This is a genomic window from Mesorhizobium sp. M0800, from assembly GCF_040320095.1.
Classification (GTDB): Bacteria; Pseudomonadota; Alphaproteobacteria; order Rhizobiales; family Rhizobiaceae; genus Mesorhizobium.
In genome coordinates, this window is sequence record NZ_JAMYOZ010000006.1 from 1 (window position 1) to 22,138 (window position 22,138).

Annotated in this window: 16 protein-coding genes; 10 read left to right on the top strand and 6 right to left on the bottom strand. The window is 62.3% G+C overall.

Annotated elements, in window-relative coordinates:
* Window positions 1-122: 122 nt before the first annotated feature.
* Entirely contained in the window at window positions 123-1,556 is a 1,434-nt protein-coding gene (locus NKI18_RS09895) for a glutamine synthetase family protein (RefSeq protein WP_352457076.1), read from the bottom strand.
* Window positions 1,557-1,722: 166 nt separating this feature from the next.
* Here NKI18_RS09895 and NKI18_RS09900 point away from each other — a divergent pair, with 166 nt between their 5' ends.
* Window positions 1,723-2,439, top strand: a complete 717-nt coding sequence (locus tag NKI18_RS09900) for an HAD family hydrolase (protein WP_352622588.1) — start codon at window positions 1,723-1,725, stop codon at window positions 2,437-2,439.
* 32 nt (window positions 2,440-2,471) lie between these two features.
* Here the strand turns inward: NKI18_RS09900 and NKI18_RS09905 are convergent, their stop codons facing one another.
* Window positions 2,472-2,861: an ANTAR domain-containing protein gene (locus NKI18_RS09905; RefSeq protein WP_352622590.1), complete on the bottom strand. Its 390-nt coding sequence runs from the start codon at window positions 2,859-2,861 to the stop codon at window positions 2,472-2,474.
* Between the two features lie 430 nt (window positions 2,862-3,291).
* Between NKI18_RS09905 and NKI18_RS09910 the strand changes: the two genes are divergently transcribed.
* A complete protein-coding gene (locus NKI18_RS09910) occupies window positions 3,292-3,711 on the top strand; it encodes a Rid family hydrolase (RefSeq protein ID WP_352622592.1) in 420 nt (139 codons plus the stop codon).
* Between the two features lie 96 nt (window positions 3,712-3,807).
* Here NKI18_RS09910 and NKI18_RS09915 read toward each other — a convergent pair whose 3' ends face one another.
* Both NKI18_RS09915 and aceA read right to left on the bottom strand, forming a co-directional pair.
* Window positions 3,808-4,062: an SMc00767 family acetate metabolism repressor gene (locus tag NKI18_RS09915; RefSeq protein ID WP_023677446.1), complete on the bottom strand. Its 255-nt coding sequence runs from the start codon at window positions 4,060-4,062 to the stop codon at window positions 3,808-3,810.
* A 70-nt stretch (window positions 4,063-4,132) separates the two neighbouring features.
* Window positions 4,133-5,422 (bottom strand): isocitrate lyase, encoded by a 1,290-nt coding sequence (gene aceA / locus NKI18_RS09920; protein WP_352622594.1) that lies wholly within the window; start codon window positions 5,420-5,422, stop codon window positions 4,133-4,135.
* A 238-nt stretch (window positions 5,423-5,660) separates the two neighbouring features.
* On the opposite strand from aceA, the gene NKI18_RS09925 reads away from it, so the two are divergent.
* From NKI18_RS09925 to NKI18_RS09955, 7 genes are all read left to right on the top strand, one after another.
* Window positions 5,661-7,112 (top strand): helix-turn-helix domain-containing protein, encoded by a 1,452-nt coding sequence (locus NKI18_RS09925; RefSeq protein ID WP_352622596.1) that lies wholly within the window; start codon window positions 5,661-5,663, stop codon window positions 7,110-7,112.
* Window positions 7,113-7,308: 196 nt separating this feature from the next.
* Entirely contained in the window at window positions 7,309-8,208 is a 900-nt protein-coding gene (locus NKI18_RS09930) for a DUF2167 domain-containing protein (protein WP_352571625.1), read from the top strand.
* A gap of 182 nt (window positions 8,209-8,390) precedes the next feature.
* Window positions 8,391-9,344, top strand: coding sequence for a DMT family transporter (locus NKI18_RS09935; protein ID WP_353019570.1), 954 nt, complete (start codon window positions 8,391-8,393; stop codon window positions 9,342-9,344).
* Window positions 9,345-9,696: 352 nt separating this feature from the next.
* Window positions 9,697-10,794 (top strand): polyamine ABC transporter substrate-binding protein, encoded by a 1,098-nt coding sequence (locus tag NKI18_RS09940; RefSeq protein ID WP_352622598.1) that lies wholly within the window; start codon window positions 9,697-9,699, stop codon window positions 10,792-10,794.
* Window positions 10,795-10,867: 73 nt separating this feature from the next.
* Window positions 10,868-12,007 (top strand): ABC transporter ATP-binding protein, encoded by a 1,140-nt coding sequence (locus NKI18_RS09945; RefSeq protein WP_023677452.1) that lies wholly within the window; start codon window positions 10,868-10,870, stop codon window positions 12,005-12,007.
* A 9-nt stretch (window positions 12,008-12,016) separates the two neighbouring features.
* Window positions 12,017-12,985 (top strand): ABC transporter permease subunit, encoded by a 969-nt coding sequence (locus NKI18_RS09950; RefSeq protein ID WP_353019574.1) that lies wholly within the window; start codon window positions 12,017-12,019, stop codon window positions 12,983-12,985.
* Entirely contained in the window at window positions 12,982-13,800 is an 819-nt protein-coding gene (locus NKI18_RS09955) for an ABC transporter permease (RefSeq protein WP_353019577.1), read from the top strand. Before NKI18_RS09950 ends, NKI18_RS09955 begins: the two co-directional genes overlap by 4 nt.
* 7 nt (window positions 13,801-13,807) lie before the next feature.
* Here the strand turns inward: NKI18_RS09955 and NKI18_RS09960 are convergent, their stop codons facing one another.
* A complete protein-coding gene (locus NKI18_RS09960; RefSeq protein WP_353019580.1) occupies window positions 13,808-15,658 on the bottom strand; it encodes an AsmA family protein in 1,851 nt (616 codons plus the stop codon).
* 283 nt (window positions 15,659-15,941) lie between these two features.
* Between NKI18_RS09960 and NKI18_RS09965 the strand changes: the two genes are divergently transcribed.
* Entirely contained in the window at window positions 15,942-17,900 is a 1,959-nt protein-coding gene (locus NKI18_RS09965; protein WP_352614781.1) for an acetoacetate--CoA ligase, read from the top strand.
* 283 nt (window positions 17,901-18,183) lie between these two features.
* Here the strand turns inward: NKI18_RS09965 and NKI18_RS09970 are convergent, their stop codons facing one another.
* A complete protein-coding gene (locus NKI18_RS09970; RefSeq protein WP_352614783.1) occupies window positions 18,184-21,930 on the bottom strand; it encodes a PAS domain S-box protein in 3,747 nt (1,248 codons plus the stop codon).
* Window positions 21,931-22,138: the final 208 nt, after the last annotated feature.

Below are 22,138 nucleotides of genomic sequence, written 5' to 3' on the forward strand. Positions count from 1 at the left end.
CCCGAGATCATCCAGTCTCGTCGGTAGTCCCCTCAGAACGGTCTCCCGTTCTAGTATACTCAACTACTCCCCTCCAGCCCTACTCCCCTACTCCCCTACTCCCCTACTCCCCTACTTCCCCACTACACATTCAGCAGCAAATACTCCCTCTCCCACGGGCTGATCACTTCCATGAAGGTCTCGAATTCCGCTCGCTTGATCGCCGCATAGGTGGCGGCAAATGACTTGCCGAGCAGCGCGCCGAGTTCTTCGTCAGCCTCGAACAGGTCGACGGCTTCGAGCAGGCTGCGCGGCAGGTCGATCTGGTCTTCGTTGGCGGTCGTCAGAACCGGCGGCTCGGCCTTGATCTTGTTGGTCATGCCGATCAGCCCGCAGGCAAGCGATGCCGCCAGCGCCAGATAGGGGTTGGCGTCGGAGGAGGGGATGCGGTTCTCGACGCGCCGCGCCGCCGGGTCGGAGCGGGGCACGCGGAAGGCCGTGGTGCGGTTGTCGTAGCCCCATTTGTTGTTGACCGGCGCCGAGGCCGACTGCGTCAGCCGCCGGTAGGAATTGACGTAGGGCGCAAACATCACCAGCGCGTTGGGCACATGTTTCTGCATGCCGCCGATGAAATGGAAGAAGGCCTCGGTCTCCGAGCCGTCCTCCGCCGAAAAAACGTTCTTGCCGGTCTTCTTGTCGATGATCGACTGATGGATATGCATGGCCGAACCGGGCTGCCCTTGGATCGGCTTGGCCATAAACGTGGCGTAGATCTCGTGCTTGAGCGCCGCCTCGCGGATGGTTCGCTTGAACATGAACACCTGGTCGGCGAGCTCGATCGGATCGCCGTGACGCAGATTGATTTCGAGCTGGCCGGCGCCCTCCTCGTGGATCAGCGTGTCGATCTCCAGGCCCTGGCTTTCGGAGAAATGGTAGATGTCGTCGATCAATTCGTCGAATTCGTTAACCCCGGCGATCGAATAGCCGGCGCCGCCGCCGATCGGCCGTCCCGATCGACCTACCGGCGGGGTCAGCGGATAGTCCGGATCGGGGTTCTTGCGCACCAGGTAGAACTCGATCTCGGGTGCCACGACCGGCCTGAGCCCACGCTTGTCATAGGCGGCAAGCACGCGCTTCAGCACGTTGCGCGGCGTGAACTCGACCGAGCGGCCGTCCTGGTGGACGAGGTCGCAGATAACCGCCGCGGTAGGGTCCTCCTCCCACGGCACCACCGTCAGCGTCGAGAGGTCAGGCATCAGCTTGAGGTCGCCGTCGTCCTCCGGATAGTGGAAGCCGTTGCCGTCCTCCGGATAGCCGCCGGAAATCGTTGTCATGAACACCGCCGAAGGCAGCGCCAGCGAGGTGTTGGAGGTGAACTTCTTCGATGGCATCATCTTGCCGCGCGCAACCCCGGCCTGGTCGGGTGTGATGCATTCGATATCTTCGATGCCGCGCCATTCCAGCCAGGCGCTGACTTCCTTCCAGTTCTTGACGCCACGTTGGTTTTTCACGAAGGCAGGCGTGCGGGCGCGTCCTCCGCGGCTCGACGGACGGACTTCCTTTTTTGCAGGCGGCATCAATCACCAGATTTGTTGCAGATTGTGGAGTATAGCCGTTGCCGACGACGAAAGGGAAGGGGAGCCGGCTGGCGTCCGCCTCGATAACCGGGGAACACAACGACTTCCGGACAAAAGCCTCCTGGTCTAGGGTCGGCGTCCCGCAACGCTGCAATTAATGGTCCCCATGCAACACAGCCGCAAACTGACAACGATCGGCTTCGATGCCGACGACACGCTGTGGCAGAACGAACAGTTCTTCCGCGTGACCGAGCAGCGCCTCGCCGCGCTGCTCGCCGACCACGCCGAGGAGGATCGGATTTCGGCAAGATTGCTGGAGGCCGAGAAGCGCAACCTCGCGGTCTACGGCTTCGGCATCAAGGGGTTCACCCTGTCGATGATCGAGACGGCGATCGAGGTCACCGAAGGCCAGGTGCCTGCCTCAACCATTGCTGAAATTCTCGCCGCGGGCCGCGAGATGCTCAGCCATCCGATCGAGCCGCTTCCGCATGCGCGCGAGACCGTGGAAAAGCTGGCCGGCGCTTACCGCCTGGTGCTGATCACCAAGGGCGACCTGTTCGACCAGGAACGCAAGCTCGCGCAATCCGGCCTGGGCGAGCTGTTTGATGCCGTCGAGATCGTCAGCGACAAGAGCGCGGCCACCTATACCCGCATCTTCAGCCGCCACGGCGACGGCCCGGAAAAGGGTATGATGGTCGGCAACTCGCTCAAATCGGACGTCGTACCGGCCATCGAAGCCGGCAGTTGGGGCATCCACGTTCCGCATGATCTGACCTGGGTGCTGGAACATGTCGAGCCGCCGGTCTCGGCACCGCGCTTTCGCCAGATAGCCAATCTCGGTGAACTGCCGGGCTTGATCGAGCGTATCGGCGAGATTGATTGATCAGGTCTGCAGCCGAGGCATCACGGTAGGCGTCAATTGCGGCTAATTGCGATCAGCCGGTCGATCACCGGCTGCAGCCGTTCGGTGGTGATCGGCTTGACGACCACTGCATCGAAGACGCTGGACAGGCCCAGGCTCTCCGGCGTGCCGGTCTTGACTGAAAGCAGGATCACCGACGGAAGCGATCTGCCTGACGCCCTTCGCAGTGCATCGATACCCGACAGCAAGGCGTCGCAGTCCCCATTCTCCGCACCGCCGTCGAGAACGACAGTCCCAGGAATCAGCGCGTGCAAGGCCTTTGCCGCGGTTTCGGGAGTTTCCGAGATCGGTTTGAGGCCGGACCGCTCGACGATTTTTGAAACCACGACGCGGTTGATCGGTGATTTTCCGACCACCAGCACCCGCGAGAAATCCGGGACCATCCGCGTCTCCATGTCCCGACTGACGAAAGGCAGCTGTTTTGCAGTCTCGATATCGCGATTCGCTGGGCACATGGCGGGGCAGGCCGTTGTTCAATGTTTCAATGCAGGGTTGAAACTCGAGAGGTAATTGGCGTGAGATCACTGCTCATGTCAAGCTCAAATGGCGTATCAGGAGAATATCGCAAGAAACATTAAAATTAAAATTAAGTGCTTTTCTTTGCCGCCGCCCGAAGAAGAAGTTCCCACCACAACCGGGCAGGCTCAGCTAAGTTTGGCTTTGCAGCGCGAACGCACGAACTCGCAGCCGTAGCCGGGTTGACGTAAGGTTGGACGAAGGCGAGTCGGGCCTGTCGCGAGCTTGTCGTATCGCCTCGCCGGACTACCCTTCCTCGTTGGCTAAGCACGTCTCTTTGACCGACGGGAGATGACGATGGAACTCGTGACTCACAAGAAATTCAAAAATGGCCGGTTGATGCCATGGGGAAAGGGTACGGTCGTTACCGGCGCAAAGGGGTTTGTCTACCTTTCCGGAAACACCGCGACGGCCGAGGACTACGATCCGATCGGCAAAAGCGGCGGCGCCGCCATTGGCGATGCAGCGGCACAGTGGCGCGCAATTCTCACCAATATCAAATCAGACCTGGAGGAGCTTGGCAGTGCGCTCGAGCATCTCATCCGGCTGACCTTCTTTGTTAAGGGGCCATTTCCAGATGGCGGCGTGCTGAGCTCGCCCAATTTTTCGCTTGGACGTCTTGGACGAATTCTTTGCCGTGCACTGCCCGAAGCACTGCAGCTACAACAACCCGCCGCCCTCGGAAGTTATTGGCGTTGCAGCGCTTGCGCAGCCTGATCTTGTCATTGAAATCGTTGCATTAGCGGCTCTGCCGGATTAGGCAAAGCCGCGGCGTGCAAGGTGCGATAGCATGCGCTCAAAAGAGGCGCGGTGCTATCGAGTTTGTCTGTCGTGGCTCCGCTGTGTGACGATGACCGGGATCAGCAGATCGCCCCAGTTGCCGTCGCCGCCATGGTGCCGTGCCGAGCGCACCAGTTCGACCGAGACGCCTGCCTCGACCGCCTTCATCACCGACTGATTGAGCCTGTGCAGATCGTTCGCCAGCATGCGGATGGTCGCCTGCTGGTCGACATTCATGCTGGTGGCCTGCTCTTCGGCCCGTTCCTTGACGCGGCTTATCGATGCCATTGGCCTTCTCCCTGTGTTGCCATGCCTGTTGTGTTGCCATGCCCGTTTGGGCGTTCCCTCTGTTCGTCTGCTATTCCGCCGCCGGCCTGAATTGGGCGCGCTCGGTCGATCCCTGCATGGCCGTGGTCGAAGACTGGCCACCGGTGATCGCCATCGAGACGGCATCGAAATAGCCGGTGCCGACCTCGCGCTGGTGCTTGGTGGCGGTATAGCCATTGGCTTCCGCGGCGAATTCCGCCTGCTGCAGTTCCGAATAGGCGGCCATCTGCCGCTCCTTGTAGCCGCGGGCGAGCTCGAACATGCCGAAGTTGAGCTGGTGGAAACCTGCCAGCGTAATGAACTGGAACTTGTAACCCATGGCGCCGAGTTCCTTCTGGAACTTCGCGATCGTTGCGTCGTCGAGATTCTTCTTCCAGTTGAAAGACGGCGAGCAATTATAGGCAAGCAGCTTGCCCGGATGGTGCTTGCGCACACCCTCGGCAAACGTCCTGGCCTGCGCCAGATCGGGCTTGGAGGTCTCGCACCAGATCAGGTCCGCATAGGGCGCGTATGCGACGGCGCGGGCGATGCAGGGCTCGATGCCGTTGCTGACACGATAGAAGCCCTCCGCGGTGCGGCCGGCGCCATAATCGACGAAGGGCTGGTCGCGCTCATCGATGTCGGAGGTCAAGAGCTGTGCCGCTTCAGCGTCGGTGCGCGCCACGACCAGCGTCGGCGTGCCCATGACGTCGGCGGCAAGCCGCGCGGCGTTGAGGTTGCGGATGTGTGCGGCGGTCGGGATCAGTACCTTGCCGCCGAGATGGCCGCATTTCTTCTCCGAAGCCAGCTGGTCCTCGTAATGGACGCCGGCCGCACCCGCCTCGATGAACGCCTTCATGATCTCGAAGGCGTTGAGCGGCCCGCCGAAGCCGGCTTCCGCGTCGGCGACGATCGGCGCGAACCAGGTGTCGACCGACAGCCCGTTGCCTTCCGAAGTCTCGATCTGGTCGGCGCGCTGTAAGGTGCGGTTTATGCGCTTGACCAGTTCGGGCGCGGCATTTGCGGGATAAAGCGACTGGTCCGGGTACATGGCGGAAGCGGTGTTGGCATCGGCGGCGACCTGCCATCCTGACAGATAGATCGCTTTCAGCCCGGCCCGCACCTGCTGCATCGCCTGGTTGCCCGACATGGCACCCAGCGCGTTGACGAAATCCTCTTCATGGATGAGCTGCCACAGCCGGTTTGCCCCCATTTCGGCGAGGCTCTGCCGGATCTGCACCGAGCCGCGCAGCCGCTTCACGTCGTCCGGCGAATAGGGCCTTTCGATGCCATCAAAGCGGCCTTGCGGCGCCGACGGGACGAGGTTGTAAAAGTTGGTCATTGATCACTCCAGGCGGTTTTGATGCCGGTTTAGGAAGGCGTCGCAGAGGGAAAATATGTGCGCCATATGTGTGACATCATTTACACGTCGGCACGACGCAAGCGAGGTAAACCTCCTGATCAGTCATAAAATAAGGGAAAACCTGTGTTGTGTTTGACTGATGAGAGCTGTAAATATGTCATGATTGTAAAGACAGCCATGCCATCGGCGGATGTAAATTTCTGTCAAGGAAACTCGATTGGCCGACCACAAAATCTTTGCCGGGCCGCGCATTCGTCGCATCCGCAACGCCAAGGGGCTGACCCAGACGGCGATGGCCGAAGGGCTCGGCATCTCGCCGTCCTATCTCAATCTCATCGAGCGCAACCAGCGGCCGCTGACGGTGCAACTGATCCTGAGGCTGGCAACCGTCTACAAGGTCGACCCACATGAATTGCAGGGCGAGGCGAGGGGGTCGGTCGCCGATTTGAAGGAAGTGTTTTCAGATCCGTTGCTGGCCGGCGAACTGCCGGGCGACCAGGAACTCATCGAGCTTGCCGAGGCGGCGCCAAACGCTTCCGCCGCTGTCATAAAGCTGTTTCGCGCCTATCGCGAGCAGGCCGAGCGATTGTCGGATATCAACGAGCTGCTCGCGCGTGAGGGCAAGGCGACCGCACTCTCCGGTGCCCGGCTGCCGATCGACGAGGTGCATGAGATTTTCGAACGCCGGCCGAATCATTTTGCCGCGCTCGAAGAGGAAGCCGAGGCATTCACGTCGGTGCTCGATCCTGGCGACGATCTGTTCAGTGCGTTGAAGGCTTGGCTGCGGCGTGAATTCGGCATCGTCGTCAAGGTACTGCCGGTCGCCACCATGCCCAACTGGCGCCGTCGCTATGACCGTCACTCGCAACGCCTGTTCCTGTCCGAGCGGCTGTCGCCATTCGATCAGCTGCGCGAGGTGGCTATGGAGGCCTGCCTGATCCGCATGAGCGTCGCTGTCGCCGCCGAGATCCAGGCGCTGAAGCTGACCACGGACGAAGCCCGCCGGCTGGCGCGTTTCGAGCTCGGCCGCTATGCCGCGCACGCTCTGATCATGCCCTATCAGCCTTTTCACGCCGCTGCGGTCCGCACCCGCTACGATATAGACATGTTGCGGTCGCGCTTCGGCGTTTCCTTCGAGCAGGCGGCGAACCGGCTGACCACGCTGCAGCGGCCGGGTGCGTCGGGTGTGCCGTTCTTCATGCTCGAGGTCGACAGTGCCGGCAATCGGTTCCGCAAGGCGGGCAGCCACGGCTTTCCGCAAAGCCGCTTCGGCGGCGGCTGTCCGAAGCTGCCGGTCCATGCCGCCTTCGCCCAGCCCGGCCAGATCCTGGTCGAGGCAGTGGAAATGCCCGACGGCGCGGCGTTCCTCTGCATGGCCCGCACGCTCGAAGGGCCGCAGGGCTCGTTTGCCGAGCGCCCGCGGCGCACCGCGCTGTTGCTCGGCTGCGACATCGGTTTTCGCGACGAGGTCGTCTATGGAGCGGCATTGCCGGGGCCGGCCGCCATCGGCAAGACCGGACAGAGCGCCGCTGCGCTGGCGACACCGGTCGGCCCTGCCTGCCGGCTGTGCGAACGCATCGGCTGCCTCGCCCGCGCCGAGCCACCCGTTACACGCCCGCTCGGCCTCGACGAGATGGTCACGGGACTGTCGGCGTTCGATTTCCAGTGATTCGGCTCCAGCAATATTGCGGCTGAATCTTCGACCAAAGGACCTCATCTGTTCCTGCGGCGGCAACCAGTAAGCTGGTTCGCGGTTGCCGGCCAAAATATTGATTCAGCCAAAATATTGATTCAGCCCGAATATTGATTCAGCATTGACGGTACGGTATCAAAAAAAGAACTGCGCAACGGTCGGGGGATCAATGATGGGCAGGACAGTTTTTTGGCTTGGCTTGGCGCTCGCGTTTTCGGCCGATCCCGCATTGGCTGAAAAGTCCTCGGATTTCTTCAATTCCTATCAACACTACAATGATGCCGGCAAGGCGTTCCTGGACAAGATCGATCCGAAGACCGGCGCGATAAATCTTGCCGAAGGCATCCATCTCGACCTCAAGGACAAGTTCTATTTTCTGGACAAGAAGGACACGCTCTCCGTCCTCACCGAAGCCTGGGGCAATCCGCCCGACTCTGGTTCCGATGCCCTCGGCATGATCTTTCCAGTCTCCCATGATCCCATTGCCGACAACAATTGGGGGATAGAGCTTCGCTGGGAAAAGATCGGTTACGTCGACGACAGCGACGCCGCGTCCATCGATTACAATGAACTGCTGCGCAACATGCAGTCAGACACTCTGTCCGGCAACGATCAGAGGGTAAAGGATGGCTATGCGCCCATTACGCTGATCGGCTGGGCGTCGCCGCCCGTTTATGATGCGGCCCACAAGCGCCTGCACTGGGCCAAGGAGCTGCAATTTGGCAACGATGCCGCCCATACGCTCAACTACGACGTCCGTTTCCTTGGCAGGGAGGGCGTCTTCGTGATGAGCTATATCGCGACGGTGGAACAATTGCCGGAGATAAGGCAAAGCCTGGATGAAGTGCTTGGTCTCGCGGACTTCAATACCGGCAAGACATACGCCGATTTCGTGCCGGGCGTCGATACGGTTGCGGCGATTGGCGTCGGTGGCCTGATTGCCGGCAAGCTGGCGGCGAAAGCAGGTTTTCTGGTCGTGGCGCTGATCGCGCTGAAAAAGTTTGGCCTGCTCCTGCTGATTCCGCTGGCCGGTCTCTGGCGTTTTATCCGCGGCAACAAGAGCACCTCGTAACGCATCATCGACAAGTCGCCTCGGATCATCGCCGGGCGAGGGGCGAGGCGCCCTCATCAGTGCGCCAAACGGAACATCGAACTGGATCACGCCCGGCCTTCTGCTTTGCGTTACGCGAATGAGGCACGTCTCTGTCGTCCATTGCACATCGTGCTGCTCCGAATTCGCCGACAGTCGTACCCATGACCGATACCGCATCATCTCCGGTTGCCGCTTCGCCGATCGTGTCGCCGCAAGGGGAACGCGTCGGCTTCCTGCTGGTATTCCTGTCGGCGTTGATGTGGAGCTTCGGCGGCAGCATTGCGCGCTTCATCGACAACGCCGACAGCTGGACGGTGGTGTTCTGGCGCTCGGTCTGGGCCGCCGCCTTCCTGCTCTGCTTCATGGTCTGGCGCGACGGCTGGCGTGGCACGCTGAAGCTGTTTCGCGGCATGGGCCTGGCCGGCCTTGCGGTGGCGTTCTGCTTCGCCACGGCGTCGACCTCTTTCGTCGTGGCGCTTGCCTATACCACGGTCGCCAACATCCTATTGATGCAGGCCGGCGTGCCGCTTCTGGCGGCGCTGTTTGCCTGGGCGCTGTTTCGCGAACGGGTGGCGGTGGCGACCTGGGTGGCGATCGCCGCCGTCATTGTCGGCGTCGCCATCATGGTGTCGGAATCGCTCTATGGCGCGGTGTCGCCGATCGGCGACGGGCTGGCGCTGCTCATCGCCGTCATGTTCTCGATTGCCACCGTCATCACGCGCCGCTTTGCCCATGTGCGGATGACGCCGGCGACCTGCCTCGGCACGATGCTGGCGGCCGCCTTTGCGGCATCGCAGGCGTCGGCGCTGGGCGTCTCCAGCCACGATATGGGCTTCCTCTTTGCCTTTGGCGTGATCAATCTGGGACTCGGTCTCGCCTTCTTCGCCACCGGAGCCCGGCTTGTTCCGGCCGCCGTCGCGGCGCTGCTCGGCACGTTCGAACCGATCCTTGGCCCGATCTGGGTCTGGCTCATCCATTCCGAGGTGCCGTCGGCGCGCACCATCGTCGGCGGTGCGGTCGTGGTCACCGCGCTGCTCGTCCATATCGGGCTCGAGTTCAAGCGTCAGACGCGGCCCGCGCGAGCGGGCGTCACCGGTGTGCCGTCACCTAATTGATGCAGTGCGCGCGTCAAAGCGAGATGAACCATTGACAACGTCGCAGCCGCGCGGGCAGGCTGCGATCACGGCAACAACAAGACAGGCGTATCTTGCCAAGTCTCCATGCCGGCCGCATCGAGGCCGGACAATATCGTCGTCTCCCTGCCCGCGCCGTAGCGAAAGCTTCCGACGGCGTCGGAACACCACCGACGCCACGCCAGGTCTTCGCTGTCGGCTCGCCGCCGAACGATAATGGCGCCGGCAATTCGCGCTTGTCGCCTGCCTGCAAGCCCAATACCTTGAAGCAAATGCCCAGCCGCGCGGACGCCGCGACGAACTGGCGACGGAACACTCATCAAAGGAGAATAGCATGACCCGCAAAGCGCTCTGGCTTTCGGCGACTTCGGCGTTTCTGGCAGTTTTCACCTTGGGCGCGCATGCCGAGGATCGCGTCGTCAACGTCTTCAACTGGTCGGACTATATCGACAGTTCGATCATCGACGACTTCACCAAGGAAACCGGCATCAAGGTCGTCTACGACACTTTCGATTCCAACGAGATCCTGGAAACGAAACTGCTCGCCGGCGGCAGCGGCTACGATGTCGTCGTGCCCAGCGGCAATTTCCTTGCACGCCAGATCCAGGCGGGTGTGTTCCAGAAGCTCGACAAATCGAAACTGCCGAATATTTCCAACATGTGGGATGTTATTTCGGAGCGGACCAATGAATACGACCCCGGCAACGAATATTCGGTCAACTATATGTGGGGAACGGTCGGAATTGGCTACAACATCAAGAAAGTGCAGGCGGCACTTGGCTCCGACAAGATCGACAGCTGGGATGTTTTCTTCAATCCAGACACACTGAAGAAGCTCAATGATTGCGGCGTTCATGTGCTGGACTCGCCGGCGGACATGATACCGGCTGCATTGAAATATCTCGGTCTTGACCCGAACAGCACGTCTGCCGACGATATCGCCAAGGCCGAGGAGGCTCTGCTCAAGGTCCGGCCCTACATCCGCAAGTTCCACTCTTCCGAATACATCAACGCCCTGGCCAACGGCGATATCTGCCTGGCGGTCGGCTTCTCGGGCGACATCTTCCAGGCGCGCGATCGCGCCGATGAAGCCAAGCAGGGTGTCGAAATCGGCTACTCCGTGCCGAAGGAAGGGGCGCAGATATGGTTTGATCAGATGGCGATACCGGCCGATGCACCGCACGTCGCCGAGGCACACGAATTCCTCAACTACATGATGAAGCCGGAAGTGATCGCCAAATCATCAAATGCCGTTCTGTACGCCAACGGCAACAAGGCTTCGCAGCAGTTCATCGACAAGGCGATCCTGGAAGATCCGGCGATCTATCCGGATGCAGCCACCTTGCAGAAGCTCTACACCGTATCGCCTTACGATCCCAAGACCCAGCGTATCATCACCCGCACCTGGACCAAGATCGTCACCGGCCAATAGCAATCTGACCAGGCCCCGGCAGCCGTTGCCGGGGCCGCTTTCTCATGGGGCAAGCAGCAGGACGGAGTGGGACATGAAATCGCTTGGCAGCATCCGCAGGGATTTTGCGCCATGGAACGATCCGAACGCCAAGCCATACATCCAGTTCGACAACGTCACCAAGAAATTCGGTGAGTTCACGGCGGTCAACAACCTGTCGCTGACCATTTTCGAACGCGAATTCTTTGCCTTGCTCGGGGCCTCAGGCTGCGGGAAATCGACGCTGCTCAGGATGCTCGCCGGCTTCGAGGAGCCGACCGCTGGCCGCATCCTGCTCGATGGCCAGGATCTGCGCGGCATTCCGCCCTACCGGCGGCCGGTCAACATGATGTTCCAGTCCTACGCCTTGTTTCCGCACATGACGGTGGAGAACAACATCGCCTTCGGCCTCAAGCAGGAAGGCATGGCCAAGGCCGACATCGACAAGCGCGTCGCCGAGATGCTGAAGCTGGTCAAGCTCGAGCAGTTCGCCAAGCGCAAACCGCACCAATTGTCGGGTGGCCAGCGCCAGCGCGTCGCGCTGGCGCGCTCGGTGGCCAAGCGGCCGAAAGTCCTTCTGCTCGACGAGCCGCTTGGTGCGCTGGACAAGAAGCTGCGCGAGGAAACCCAGTTCGAGCTGATGGACCTGCAGCAGAACCTCGGCCTCACCTTCGTCGTCGTCACCCATGATCAGGAAGAGGCGATGACGATGGCCGACCGCATCGCCATCATCGACAAGGGCGAGGTGATGCAGGTGGCGACGCCGGCCGAGGTCTACGAGGCGCCGGGTTCCCGCTTCGTCGCCGGCTTCGTCGGCAATGTGAATATGTTCGACGGCAAGATCGCGGCTGGCGAGGCCGGCAGCGCGAGCATCGATGCCGGCAACGGCATCACCATCCGGACCGAAAATGCCGGCAGTGCCGCCGCCGGAACATCCGTCACCTTCGCCATCAGGCCGGAGAAGATCAAGGTGTCCTCCACGAAACCGGCCGGTGCCGTCAACGCCATCGAGGGCGAGGTCTACGACATAGCCTATCTCGGCGACATGACCGTCTATCACGTCAGGCTGGACGACGGTCAGGTGGTGCGGGCGAGCACCATGAACGCGGCACGCCTCACCGAGGACCCATTGACCTGGAACGACCGCGCCTGGGTTTCTTTCCGCCCCGACGCCGGCGTCGTGCTGACGCGGTAGGGGCTGATCATGTCCGCTGTCACCGCCGTAACGAGCTCTCCGGCAAGCGCTGCCGGCAAATCCGCCTTGGTCAGGCTGGGAGCGGCCTTCGTTAGCCGGCTCGTCATCATAATCCCCTATCTCTGGCTGCTGTTCTTTTTTCTTGTCCCGTTCATCATCGTCTTCAAGATTTCGCTATCGCAGACAGCGATTGCCATGCCGCCCTACACGCCGGTGCTCGATTTCCGCAGCGGCATTTCCGGGTTTATCTCGGAATTCGGCGCGCTCAATTTCGACAACTATACCTGGCTGACGCAGGATGCGCTGTATTTCAATGCCTATGTGACGAGCGTCATCGTCGCCGCCATCTCGACGGTCCTGACATTGCTGGTCGGCTATCCCGTAGCCTATGGCATGGCGCGCGCCCCAGCGACGATTCGCCCGACCTTGCTGATGCTGGTGATCCTGCCGTTCTGGACCTCGTTCCTGATCCGTGTCTACGCCTGGATCGGCATCCTCAAGCCCGAGGGCCTGCTCAACCAGCTGCTGCTCGCCACCGGCATCATCAGCCAACCGCTGATCATCCTCAACACCTATACGGCGATCTTCATCGGCATCGTCTACTCCTATCTGCCGTTCATGGTGCTGCCGCTCTATTCGTCCTTGGAGAAGATGGACCATTCTCTGATCGAGGCCGCCAAGGATCTCGGCTGTCCGCCGACCAGCGCCTTTTGGAAGATCACCTTCCCCCTGTCGCTGCCCGGCGTCATCGCTGGCTGCCTGCTGGTGTTCATTCCCGCCGTCGGCGAGTTCGTCATTCCCGACCTGCTCGGCGGCTCGCAGACGCTGATGATCGGCAGAACGCTGTGGAACGAGTTCTTCGCCAACCGTGACTGGCCGGTGTCCTCCGCCGTCGCCGTCATCTTGCTGCTGCTGCTGATCGTGCCGATCATGCTCTTCCAGCGAGCCCAGGCGCGCGCCCAGGAGCAGGACCAATGAACGCGACCTGGAGCCGCTTCAACATCATTTCGATCGTGCTCGGCTTTGCCTTTCTTTACCTGCCGATCGTCCTGCTCGTCGTGTTCTCTTTCAACGAATCGAAGCTGGTCACCGTCTGGGGTGGCTTCTCGACGAAATGGTACGTGTCGCTGTTCCACAACCGGGGTCTGATGGACGCCACCTGGGTGACGGCCCGCGTCGGCGTCAACTCGGCAAGCGTGGCGACCGTGCTCGGCACGCTGGCGGCGCTCACCTTGACACGCTACACGCGCTTTCGCGGCCGGCTTCTGTTTTCCGGCATGGTGTTTGCGCCGCTGGTCATGCCGGAAGTCATCACCGGCCTGTCGCTGCTGCTGCTCTTCGTCGCCGTCGGCCTCGACCGCGGCTTTCTGACGGTGACGCTTGCCCACACCACGCTAACCATGTGCTTCGTCGCTGTGGTGGTGCAGTCGCGCCTGATCACTTTCGATCGTTCGCTGGAAGAGGCCGCGATGGACCTCGGTGCGCCACCGGTGAAGACCTTCTTCCAGATCACGCTGCCGGTTATCATGCCGGCTATCGTCTCCGGCTGGATGCTGGCCTTCACGCTGTCGCTCGATGATTTGGTTATTGCCAGCTTCACCTCGGGACCCGGCGCCACGACGCTGCCGATGAAGATCTACAGCCAGGTCCGCCTTGGCGTGACGCCGGAAATCAACGCAGCCTGCACCATCCTGATCGCGGTCGTCGCAGTTGGCGTGATCATCGCTTCGCTCGCAAACAAACGCCGCGAGGTGCAGCGCCAGCGCGACGAGCAGGCGGCGCAGCGAGGTTGAAGGCTCGCTACTCTCCCGAAACGCCGCGGCTTATCGGCGAGATGAACGGCGTGCTCCACGTGCCGCCGACGAAGAACGACGACTGCTTGGGCGCCTGGCCGTTCGTCTGCGTGGCAGCCTGGCTCGGCTGGACGATGCCGCCGGACAGCGCCAGCCCGCGTCCGGCATAGGATGCGATGCCGGAAAGCCAGATCTTGTATTGCGCGGAATTCACCTCGGCCTTGTCGATGCGCGCCACGCCGTTCGAAACGCTCGCCTTGAGTTCGGCCCCGTCGATCGGCAGCGTTCCGTCCGAGACGTCGTCCAGCGCGAAGAATCCGCCCTGTTCGGTGTGCTTGAGGAACGCCGGCAGGTTAAGCCGGCTCAGCGCACCCGCGCCGAACGTCGCGGACAGCGAGCCATTGGCGTTTTCGAAAATCGAGTCCCAGGTTCTGCCAGGCCCCTTGAGGATGACCGAAACGGTTCCAGTGCCGATCGGCACCAGCCGCGTCATCCCGGCCGCGGTGCCGAAAGCGCCGCCGTCGATATCGGAAGCAAGCAGCCGGATCTCGACTTCCGTGCCGGCGGGCTTGCGGTCGAAACGGACGCTGCTCTGGACGTTGCCGCCAAAGGCGGATGCATCCGAGATGTCGAAGACGGCAAGGCCGTTCTTGACCTGGGCGGTGGCGGCGACGTCGGCAAGCTGGATGGCGCCGGCGGTGGCATGCGCCGCCGACAGCCTGAGATCGAGATTGATCCGGTCGGCGAAGCTTGTGTCGATTTCGCCCGGGCCGGTGCCGCCGGCGGATGGCACCGGCGTAAAGGCGGAGAGAAATGATCTGAGGTCGAGCGTATCGAAGGCAAGTGTGCCGGAGATCACCGGCAGTGCCTCACCATAGGTGAAGTCCAGCGCACCCATTCCCGGGTTGTTGTCGAGGGTCAGGGCCGTGTTTTCAAATTTGACGCGCCCGGCCGTCGCCGTGATCTTGCTTGAAACCGAGATCGAGCCGATTGCGGCACCGGGCGCGATGCCGGCCTGCGACCATTCGAGCACGCGTCGGAGCGAAGGTGCGGCGAATGTTGCCTGGCCGTCGAAATAGCCGTTCTCCGACATGCTGGCGCGGCCGTCGAACGAAAAACTGGCCGGTGCCGCCTTGAAGGAAAATGTGGCCGGTGCTGTGCCGCCACCAAACAGCACGAGCGGGTTCGGCGATGCGGCGTCGATGGCAACACTTTCGCCGCGCCATATCCCGGTCGCCGACAGCGTCGCATTGCTGTTCATCGCGGCCCAGTTCGCCTGGCCGCTCAGGCTGCTCAATATCTCCTGGTCCTTGCCGCCGATGGCAGCCACTACGCGGCCGTCCCTGAACTCGACGGTGCCGAACGGATCTGTCGGCAGCTTGCCGAGATCCGGCTTGGCGGGATTTGTGTTGATCACCGCGCGGGCAGCATCGATCGAACGCGTAATGCGCCCGCCGCTAGGAATCGCAGGCAGGAAAAACCCGCTCGCAGTACGCTGAACCCGGATCGTCGGTCGTACCAGCCGCGCCGTCGAAAACACCACATCGCCACGCAGCGCCGCCATCGCTGAGAGGTCGACCTCGACCCGTTCGGCCTCGACCACGGGCGGCGCATCCGTCTCTGTCCATTGCGACAGCGTCACGTCGCTCAGGATCGCCCGGAAATTCGGCCAGACCTCGATCCGCGGCGCGCCGTCGATGGTGACCCTGAAACCGCTCCAGGCGCTCATTTCCCACGCGATACGGTCGCGTACGATACGGGTCGAGGCGATCAACGGCAAAGCTGCGACAACCAGCGCGATGACGATGACGGCTGCGCCGATCGCCCATATTCCGCGTCGGATCAAAGGTGATGGCATATCGCCCCGTATGCTTCCATTCCGACAAAATCGCCCGACGGGTGTAACCGACGGCTGACGCATTTCAAGTCTTTATGGCCCGGCGATGGCATTTGCGCACACCCTGACCGGCGCGGTCCAACAAAATCTTGCTCTGCTGTATCGCGATATGCATAAGCGATGCCAATGCATGTCGCCCAAAAGTGCGCAGCGGTTTTGGGATAAACGACATGCATAAAGACAAAAGTTTAAAGCGCGTCGCGTGAATCTCTTCAAACGTGACGTGCTTTAAGGAGGAACATTGATGGCTGACGACGCACCGCTCTGGATCCCGACGCAAGAGCAGATCGACGCGGCGCCGATGACTGCCTTCATGAACGCCGCGGCGAGCATGGCCGGCGAGGCTTTCTCCTCCTATACCGACCTGCATCGCTGGTCGATCGATCACCGCGAGACCTTCTGGAGCCTGGTCTGGGACTTTTGTGGCATCGTCGGCGACAAGGGCGAACGCGTGCTGGTCGATGGCAACAAGATGCCCGGCGCGACCTTCTTTCCTGAGGCAAAGCTGAACTTCGCCGAGAATCTCCTCAAGAAAACCGGGCTTGGCGACGCAATCGTCTTTCGCGGCGAGGATAAGGTCGAGCGGCGGCTGTCCTGGAACGAGCTGCATGCGCTGACCTCGCGCCTGCAGCAGCTTTTCCTGTCGCTCAAGGTGAAGAAGGGCGACCGCATCGCCGCGATGATGCCCAACATGCCGGAGACCGTTGCTGCGATGCTGGCGGCCGCCTCGATCGGCGCGGTCTGGTCGTCCTGCTCCCCAGATTTCGGCGAGCAGGGGGTTCTCGACCGGTTCGGCCAGATCGAGCCTGTCGTGTTCATCGCGCCGGACGGCTACTGGTACAATGGCAAGGCGATCGAAGTCGCCGACAAGATCGCGGCCGTGGCGGGCAAGCTCGCCACCGTCCGCAAAGTCCTCATTGTCGACTATCTCGGCACCTCGCTCGACGTCGCCGCGACCATCGGCAAGGCGGCTGCGCTGGAAGAGGCGCTGTCACCCTTTGCCGCAAGGCCTGTCGCCTACGAAAGGCTGCCGTTTTCGCATCCGCTGTACATCCTGTTTTCATCGGGCACGACCGGCATTCCCAAATGCATTGTCCATTCGGCCGGCGGAACGCTGATCCAGCACGTCAAGGAAGAACGGCTGCATGCCGGCCTGCTCGACGGCGACCGCTTCTTCTACTTCACCACCTGCGGCTGGATGATGTGGAACTGGCTGGTGTCGGGCCTGGCATCGGGCGCCACCTTGCTGCTCTACGACGGCTCGCCGTTCTACCCGGACGGCAATGCGCTGTTCGACTTCGCCGATGCCGAAAAGATGACCTATTTCGGCACCTCGGCCAAATTCATCGATTCCGTGCGCAAGGCCGGCCTGAAGCCGATCCGCACGCATGATCTTTCCAGCGTGCGCACCATCTCCTCGACCGGCTCGCCGCTGTCGCCGGAAGATTTCCGTTTCGTCTATGAAGGCATCAAGAAGGACGTGCATCTCGCCTCGATCTCCGGCGGCACCGATATCGTCTCCTGCTTCGTGCTCGGCGTGCCGATCGAACCGGTATGGACCGGCGAGATCCAAGGGCCCGGGCTCGGCCTTGCCGTCGATGTCTGGGACGATGACAGCCGCCCGCTCCGCCAGGAGAAGGGCGAGCTCGTCTGCACCAAGGCGTTTCCGGCGATGCCGATCGGCTTCTGGAACGACCCTGACGGCAGGAAATACAAAGCCGCCTATTTCGAACGTTTCGACGATGTCTGGTGCCACGGCGATTTCGCCGAATGGACCGTCCATGGCGGCCTGATCATCCATGGCCGTTCCGACGCCACGCTCAATCCGGGCGGTGTCAGGATCGGCACGGCGGAGATCTACAATCAGGTCGAGCAGATGCCGGAAATCCTCGAAGCGCTGTGCATCGGCCAGGATTTCGACAATGACGTGCGTGTCGTGCTGTTCGTGCGGCTGGCGGCCGGCGTTGAGCTCGATGCCGAGCTGGAAAAACGCATCCGCGCGAAAATCCGCACCGGGGCGAGCCCGCGCCACGTGCCGGCCAAGATCGTCGCCGTCAGCGATATTCCGCGAACCAAATCGGGCAAGATCACCGAGCTCGCGGTCCGCGACATGGTGCACGGTCGCGCCATCAAGAACAAGGAAGCGCTCGCCAATCCCGAAGCGCTCGAGCTGTTCCGCAACCTGCCGCAGCTTGCCGACTGACCCCGGGATCCAAGGTGGGAGCCGTTTTGAGGTCTCAGGTGTCGTTAACAAATTATCTCTTCGGAATTTACCTAGATTTCATGAGTGGTACACATTGGTAAATTTTCCGGCGTGCCGGTAAGGATTTGTTAAGGCCCGGCATCAATAGTCGTGCGTAACTTGAGGGAGAAATCCCGTTCCTCTTAGCCCCGAGAGGATCTGATTCGCTCAAGCCCCGTTGTGACAGCAATTCCAATTTCTCAAGGCGTCCTGTTGGACGCCTTTTTTCTTTGCGCAACCATAGCTAACCGGCGAGCACGCGGGTCGAGGGAAAGGCGACTTCGACCAGGGTTCCCTCGCCGGGCGTCGAGTTGATGGTGAACCGGGCCCGGTTCGCTTCGACCATCGCCTTGGTCAGCGGCAGCCCAAGACCCGTGCCGTCGCCACGGCCGCGCTTCAGCGCATTGATCTGCTTGAACGGCTTCAGCGCCTGCTCGATCTCGGACTGGCTCATGCCGATGCCGGTATCGCGCACGCGCATGACGACATCGCCGGAGATCTCGTAAGCCGTCGACACGATCACCTGGCCGCCGGCCTGCGTGTAGCGGACGGCGTTCGACAGGATGTTGAGCGCGATCTGCCGCACGCTGCGCAGATCGGCCACCACTTCCGGCAGCCGCGAGGCGAAGCTGGAGCGGATGATGACGCGTTCCCGGTTGGCTTGCGGCTGCATCATCGCCACGGTTTCGGCCAGCGTGTCGTTAAGCGACACCGCCTCATAGGCCATCTCCTGCTGACCGGCCTCGATTTTCGAAATGTCGAGCAGGTCGTTGACCAGATCGAGCACGTGGTTGCCCGAACGGTTGATGTCGCGCAGATAGTCGCGATAGCGGTCATTGGCCACCGGCCCGAATTTCTCGTCGACCATCAGCTCGGAAAAGCCGATTATGGCGTTGAGCGGCGTGCGGATCTCGTGGCTGATGCGGGCCAGAAAATCGGTCTTCTGCGACGAGGCGCGTTCGGCGACCGCGCGCGCCTGGGTCAAGTCCTCTTCGGCCCGCTTCCACTGGGTGATATCGCGCACCACTGCACAGAAGCCGCTGTCGTTGGGCAGCCTGCCGATGGTCATGAACAGCGGAATGAAACGCCCCTGCGCCTCGCGCCCGATCACCTCGCGGCCATCGTTCATCACGCTTGCAACGCCGGGCTCCGACAACCCCTCGAGATAGTCACGCGCCGCGCGCTGGCTTTCGATCGCAAACAGCGAGACGAACGGTTTGCCGGTCACCTCGTCGCTGTCGAAGCCGAACAGCGCTTCCGCCGGACGGCTAATTGAACGGATCGTTCCGTTACGGCCGATCAGCACGACGCCGTCGGTGGCGGTGTCGATGATGGTGCGCATTTCGGCAATGCGTGCCTTGAGCTCGGAAACATCCGGCTGCGTTTGGTCTTCGGCGGCGCCATGTGGAATGGCTGCTGCTTCGTCGTCGCCGGAACGGCGTACGACCAGCATCAGCGCCTTGCCGTTACCCCAGGGGACGGAGCGCAAAATCGCGTCGATCGGAAACTCCTGACCTTCGCGCGTTTTCAGCCGCAGAGCGCGGTCGCCGCCGTCCGAACTGCCGTCGTCGGCATAAGGGTCGGCAAACAGCGCGCCGAGCCCGCCGGCCTCGTCCAGGGCATTGAGCGTCGCATAGCCGGTCAAGCCGAGGAATTCGTCGTTCGCGTAATGCAGCTGGTCGCCGGAATGGATAAGCACCGGTACTGGCAGCTTGACGAGGATCGAGGTATCCGGCCCCTTGTTTTCCTCTCCGGCAAACGCCGACGGCACGAAGCCGTCGAGTTTGAGCGGTGGTGCCTGCGGCCGCGCGATGGGCGGCACCTGGCCGGCAACGTCGGCTGCGGCTGCGCTGTCCTCGGACCAATCCTCGCTGTCTTCGGCGTCACGGAAGTCTTCGGTCGTCATGCTGTCGTCGTCGCCATCCCGCGGCGCTTCGGCGACGATCGTTCGACGGTTCGTGCTGGGCTCAATGCCTTCCTGCGCTTCGTCGCTGGGTTCGCGGTCGGCATAGTCGAGCAGCGATCCGGAAACAGGGCGTGTGACGGGTTCGCCGGCTTGCGCCTCTGCTTCCGCCTCATCCGGCTGCTCGCCGTCAAGTCGGGCGAGGTCCTTCTGGTCCTCGGCATCGGCCTCGGGCGGTTCGGCGGCAGCCGCCTCGCTTTCCGGACCTGGTTCCGGCATCTCACCCTTGTCCGTCGGGCCGGCTTCTTTCAGCTTTGGCTCGTCGGTCTTGCCGGCTGCCTCGACTTTCTCAACCGGCTTCTGCTTTCCGGCGCTGGGCTGTTCTTCGGCCGGGGTGCTGTCCTTCTTGAGACGCTCGCCAATCTCGCGAAACGCGCTGCGTTCCAGCGTCGACAGGCCCTTGTCGTTGGCCGGTTGCCGGTGCTCGGCCAGCCGGATCACCTTGTCGGCAAAGCGCCGCTCGGGCTTTGGCACGATGGTCAACGCCGGCACTTCGCCCCTGAACGGATCGGCGGACTTAGGTGTCTCGGGGAGAGGTTCGATGGCTTCCGGCCCAACGCTCGCGGCGGGCTTCTCCTCGGCGACAAGGGCCATGCCGGCCGCGTCCGGATCGACCACCGCATCGCCGCTGCGGGCGACGCCGAAACCGCGAAAACCTTCGAAAACGCGGCTGCGGCTATAAACCGGGAGCGCCGCCAGATCGACGGGTATCTTCAGATCGGTGCCGGCGACCGGCCACAGCACGGAGCGGCCGGACCAGGTGTCGCGCCGTTCGAGCAGGCCGGCAATCTCGCCAGAAGCATCGAGGCCATAGGCGGCCGAAACATCCTCGAAGCGGCGGCCGATCACGTCGGCGGCAGGCTTGCCGACGAGCTCGGCAAATTCCGGCGACAGGGCGCTGAAATGGCCCTCCGCGTCGGTACGCCAGACGAAACGCATGGGCGCGGCGGTGCGATCGATCGCCGAAGCGCGGTGTTCGGCCGGGGAGGCGGCTTTGGTGGCTTTTGCGGCGCTTTCCGGCGAAGTATCCGCGCCGGCCTGCGAAGCGTCCGGGCTGGTCTCGACTTTGCCGGACGCAGCTGCCCCGGGCGGGACCTGCGCGTCGTCGCCGGCATTGAAGTACCAATGGTCATGCTGCGTCGGCGCGTTGCCAACCGTGCGGTGATCGTCGGCCGCGTCGGCAGGTTCGTGCTCCGCCGATGCCGAGGTGCCTTCCATCGCTGCAAGGTCGATCTCCGCCGCGCCGCTGCTGGCGATCGGCTGCTCGTTGTCCTGGTCCGTTGGCTGGGGAAGATCGCCACCGCTCGGTGCCGCTGCCGCCTCGGTTTCCCCGCCGGCGCGTTCGCCATCGGGGGCCTCGCCGTCAAGCCGGTCCTCGTCGATCACCACCAGCAGGTGCCGCTCTTCCGTCAGCCGGGCAAGGCCCGCGGGATAGGAGCTGGACCCACCCGGAACCAGGCGCTTGACGATGCGGTCGCTCTCGTTCGCCACGTCGGCGACAAGCGCGGCCAGCGTCTCAGGCCGGATGCCGAGCGCCGAAAAGCCGTCCGATGCGGCGTCGATATTGCCCTTGGCATCGACAAAGGCGATGTAGTGGCCGTCTTCCGTAAAGCCACCGATGGCGCGGTCGGCGATCTCGGCGGCGCTTCGCGAGCCGGTCTGCGCCGCCGGCAGCGCCAGCATGATTGCTTCCTCGCCATCGGGCATGGTCACCGCGCTGGCCAGGAAGCCGACGGCGCGGCTGGTCAGGCCGGTCGCCAGCCGGACCGTGATGGCACGGTCGCGGCCGATCTGCGGAAAACCGCTGGTCGCCATGATCTGGCGCCGGGCGATCAGCGGCAACCCTGCCGAGGCGCCGATGATAGCGCCGATGTCCGGATAGCCGAACACCGCCGCGCCGGGCCCGTTGGCCCAGATCACCTGCTCGAGATCTGCCGACAGAATGGCGATCGCGTCGCCTGCGGCGAAGCGCAGGCGGACGGCGTCGAGCACGGCGACATCGAGGAAGGAGTAGTTTTCAGCCGGCATGCGCTTGGCGACCCTCACAGAGCGGGCAATTTGCGGTTAACGCTTTGTTAATAAAAGCCGACGGCGCGAAGGTCCACAAGTCATAGCGTGCAACCAGCGGAATCTCTAGGCGCGTGGTTAACGCCGCGAACCAAATATTTTATGGTGCGATGCAACAAACATGTTGCAATGCACAAAATTTGCCTTTATATTGCCATGATAGATGAAC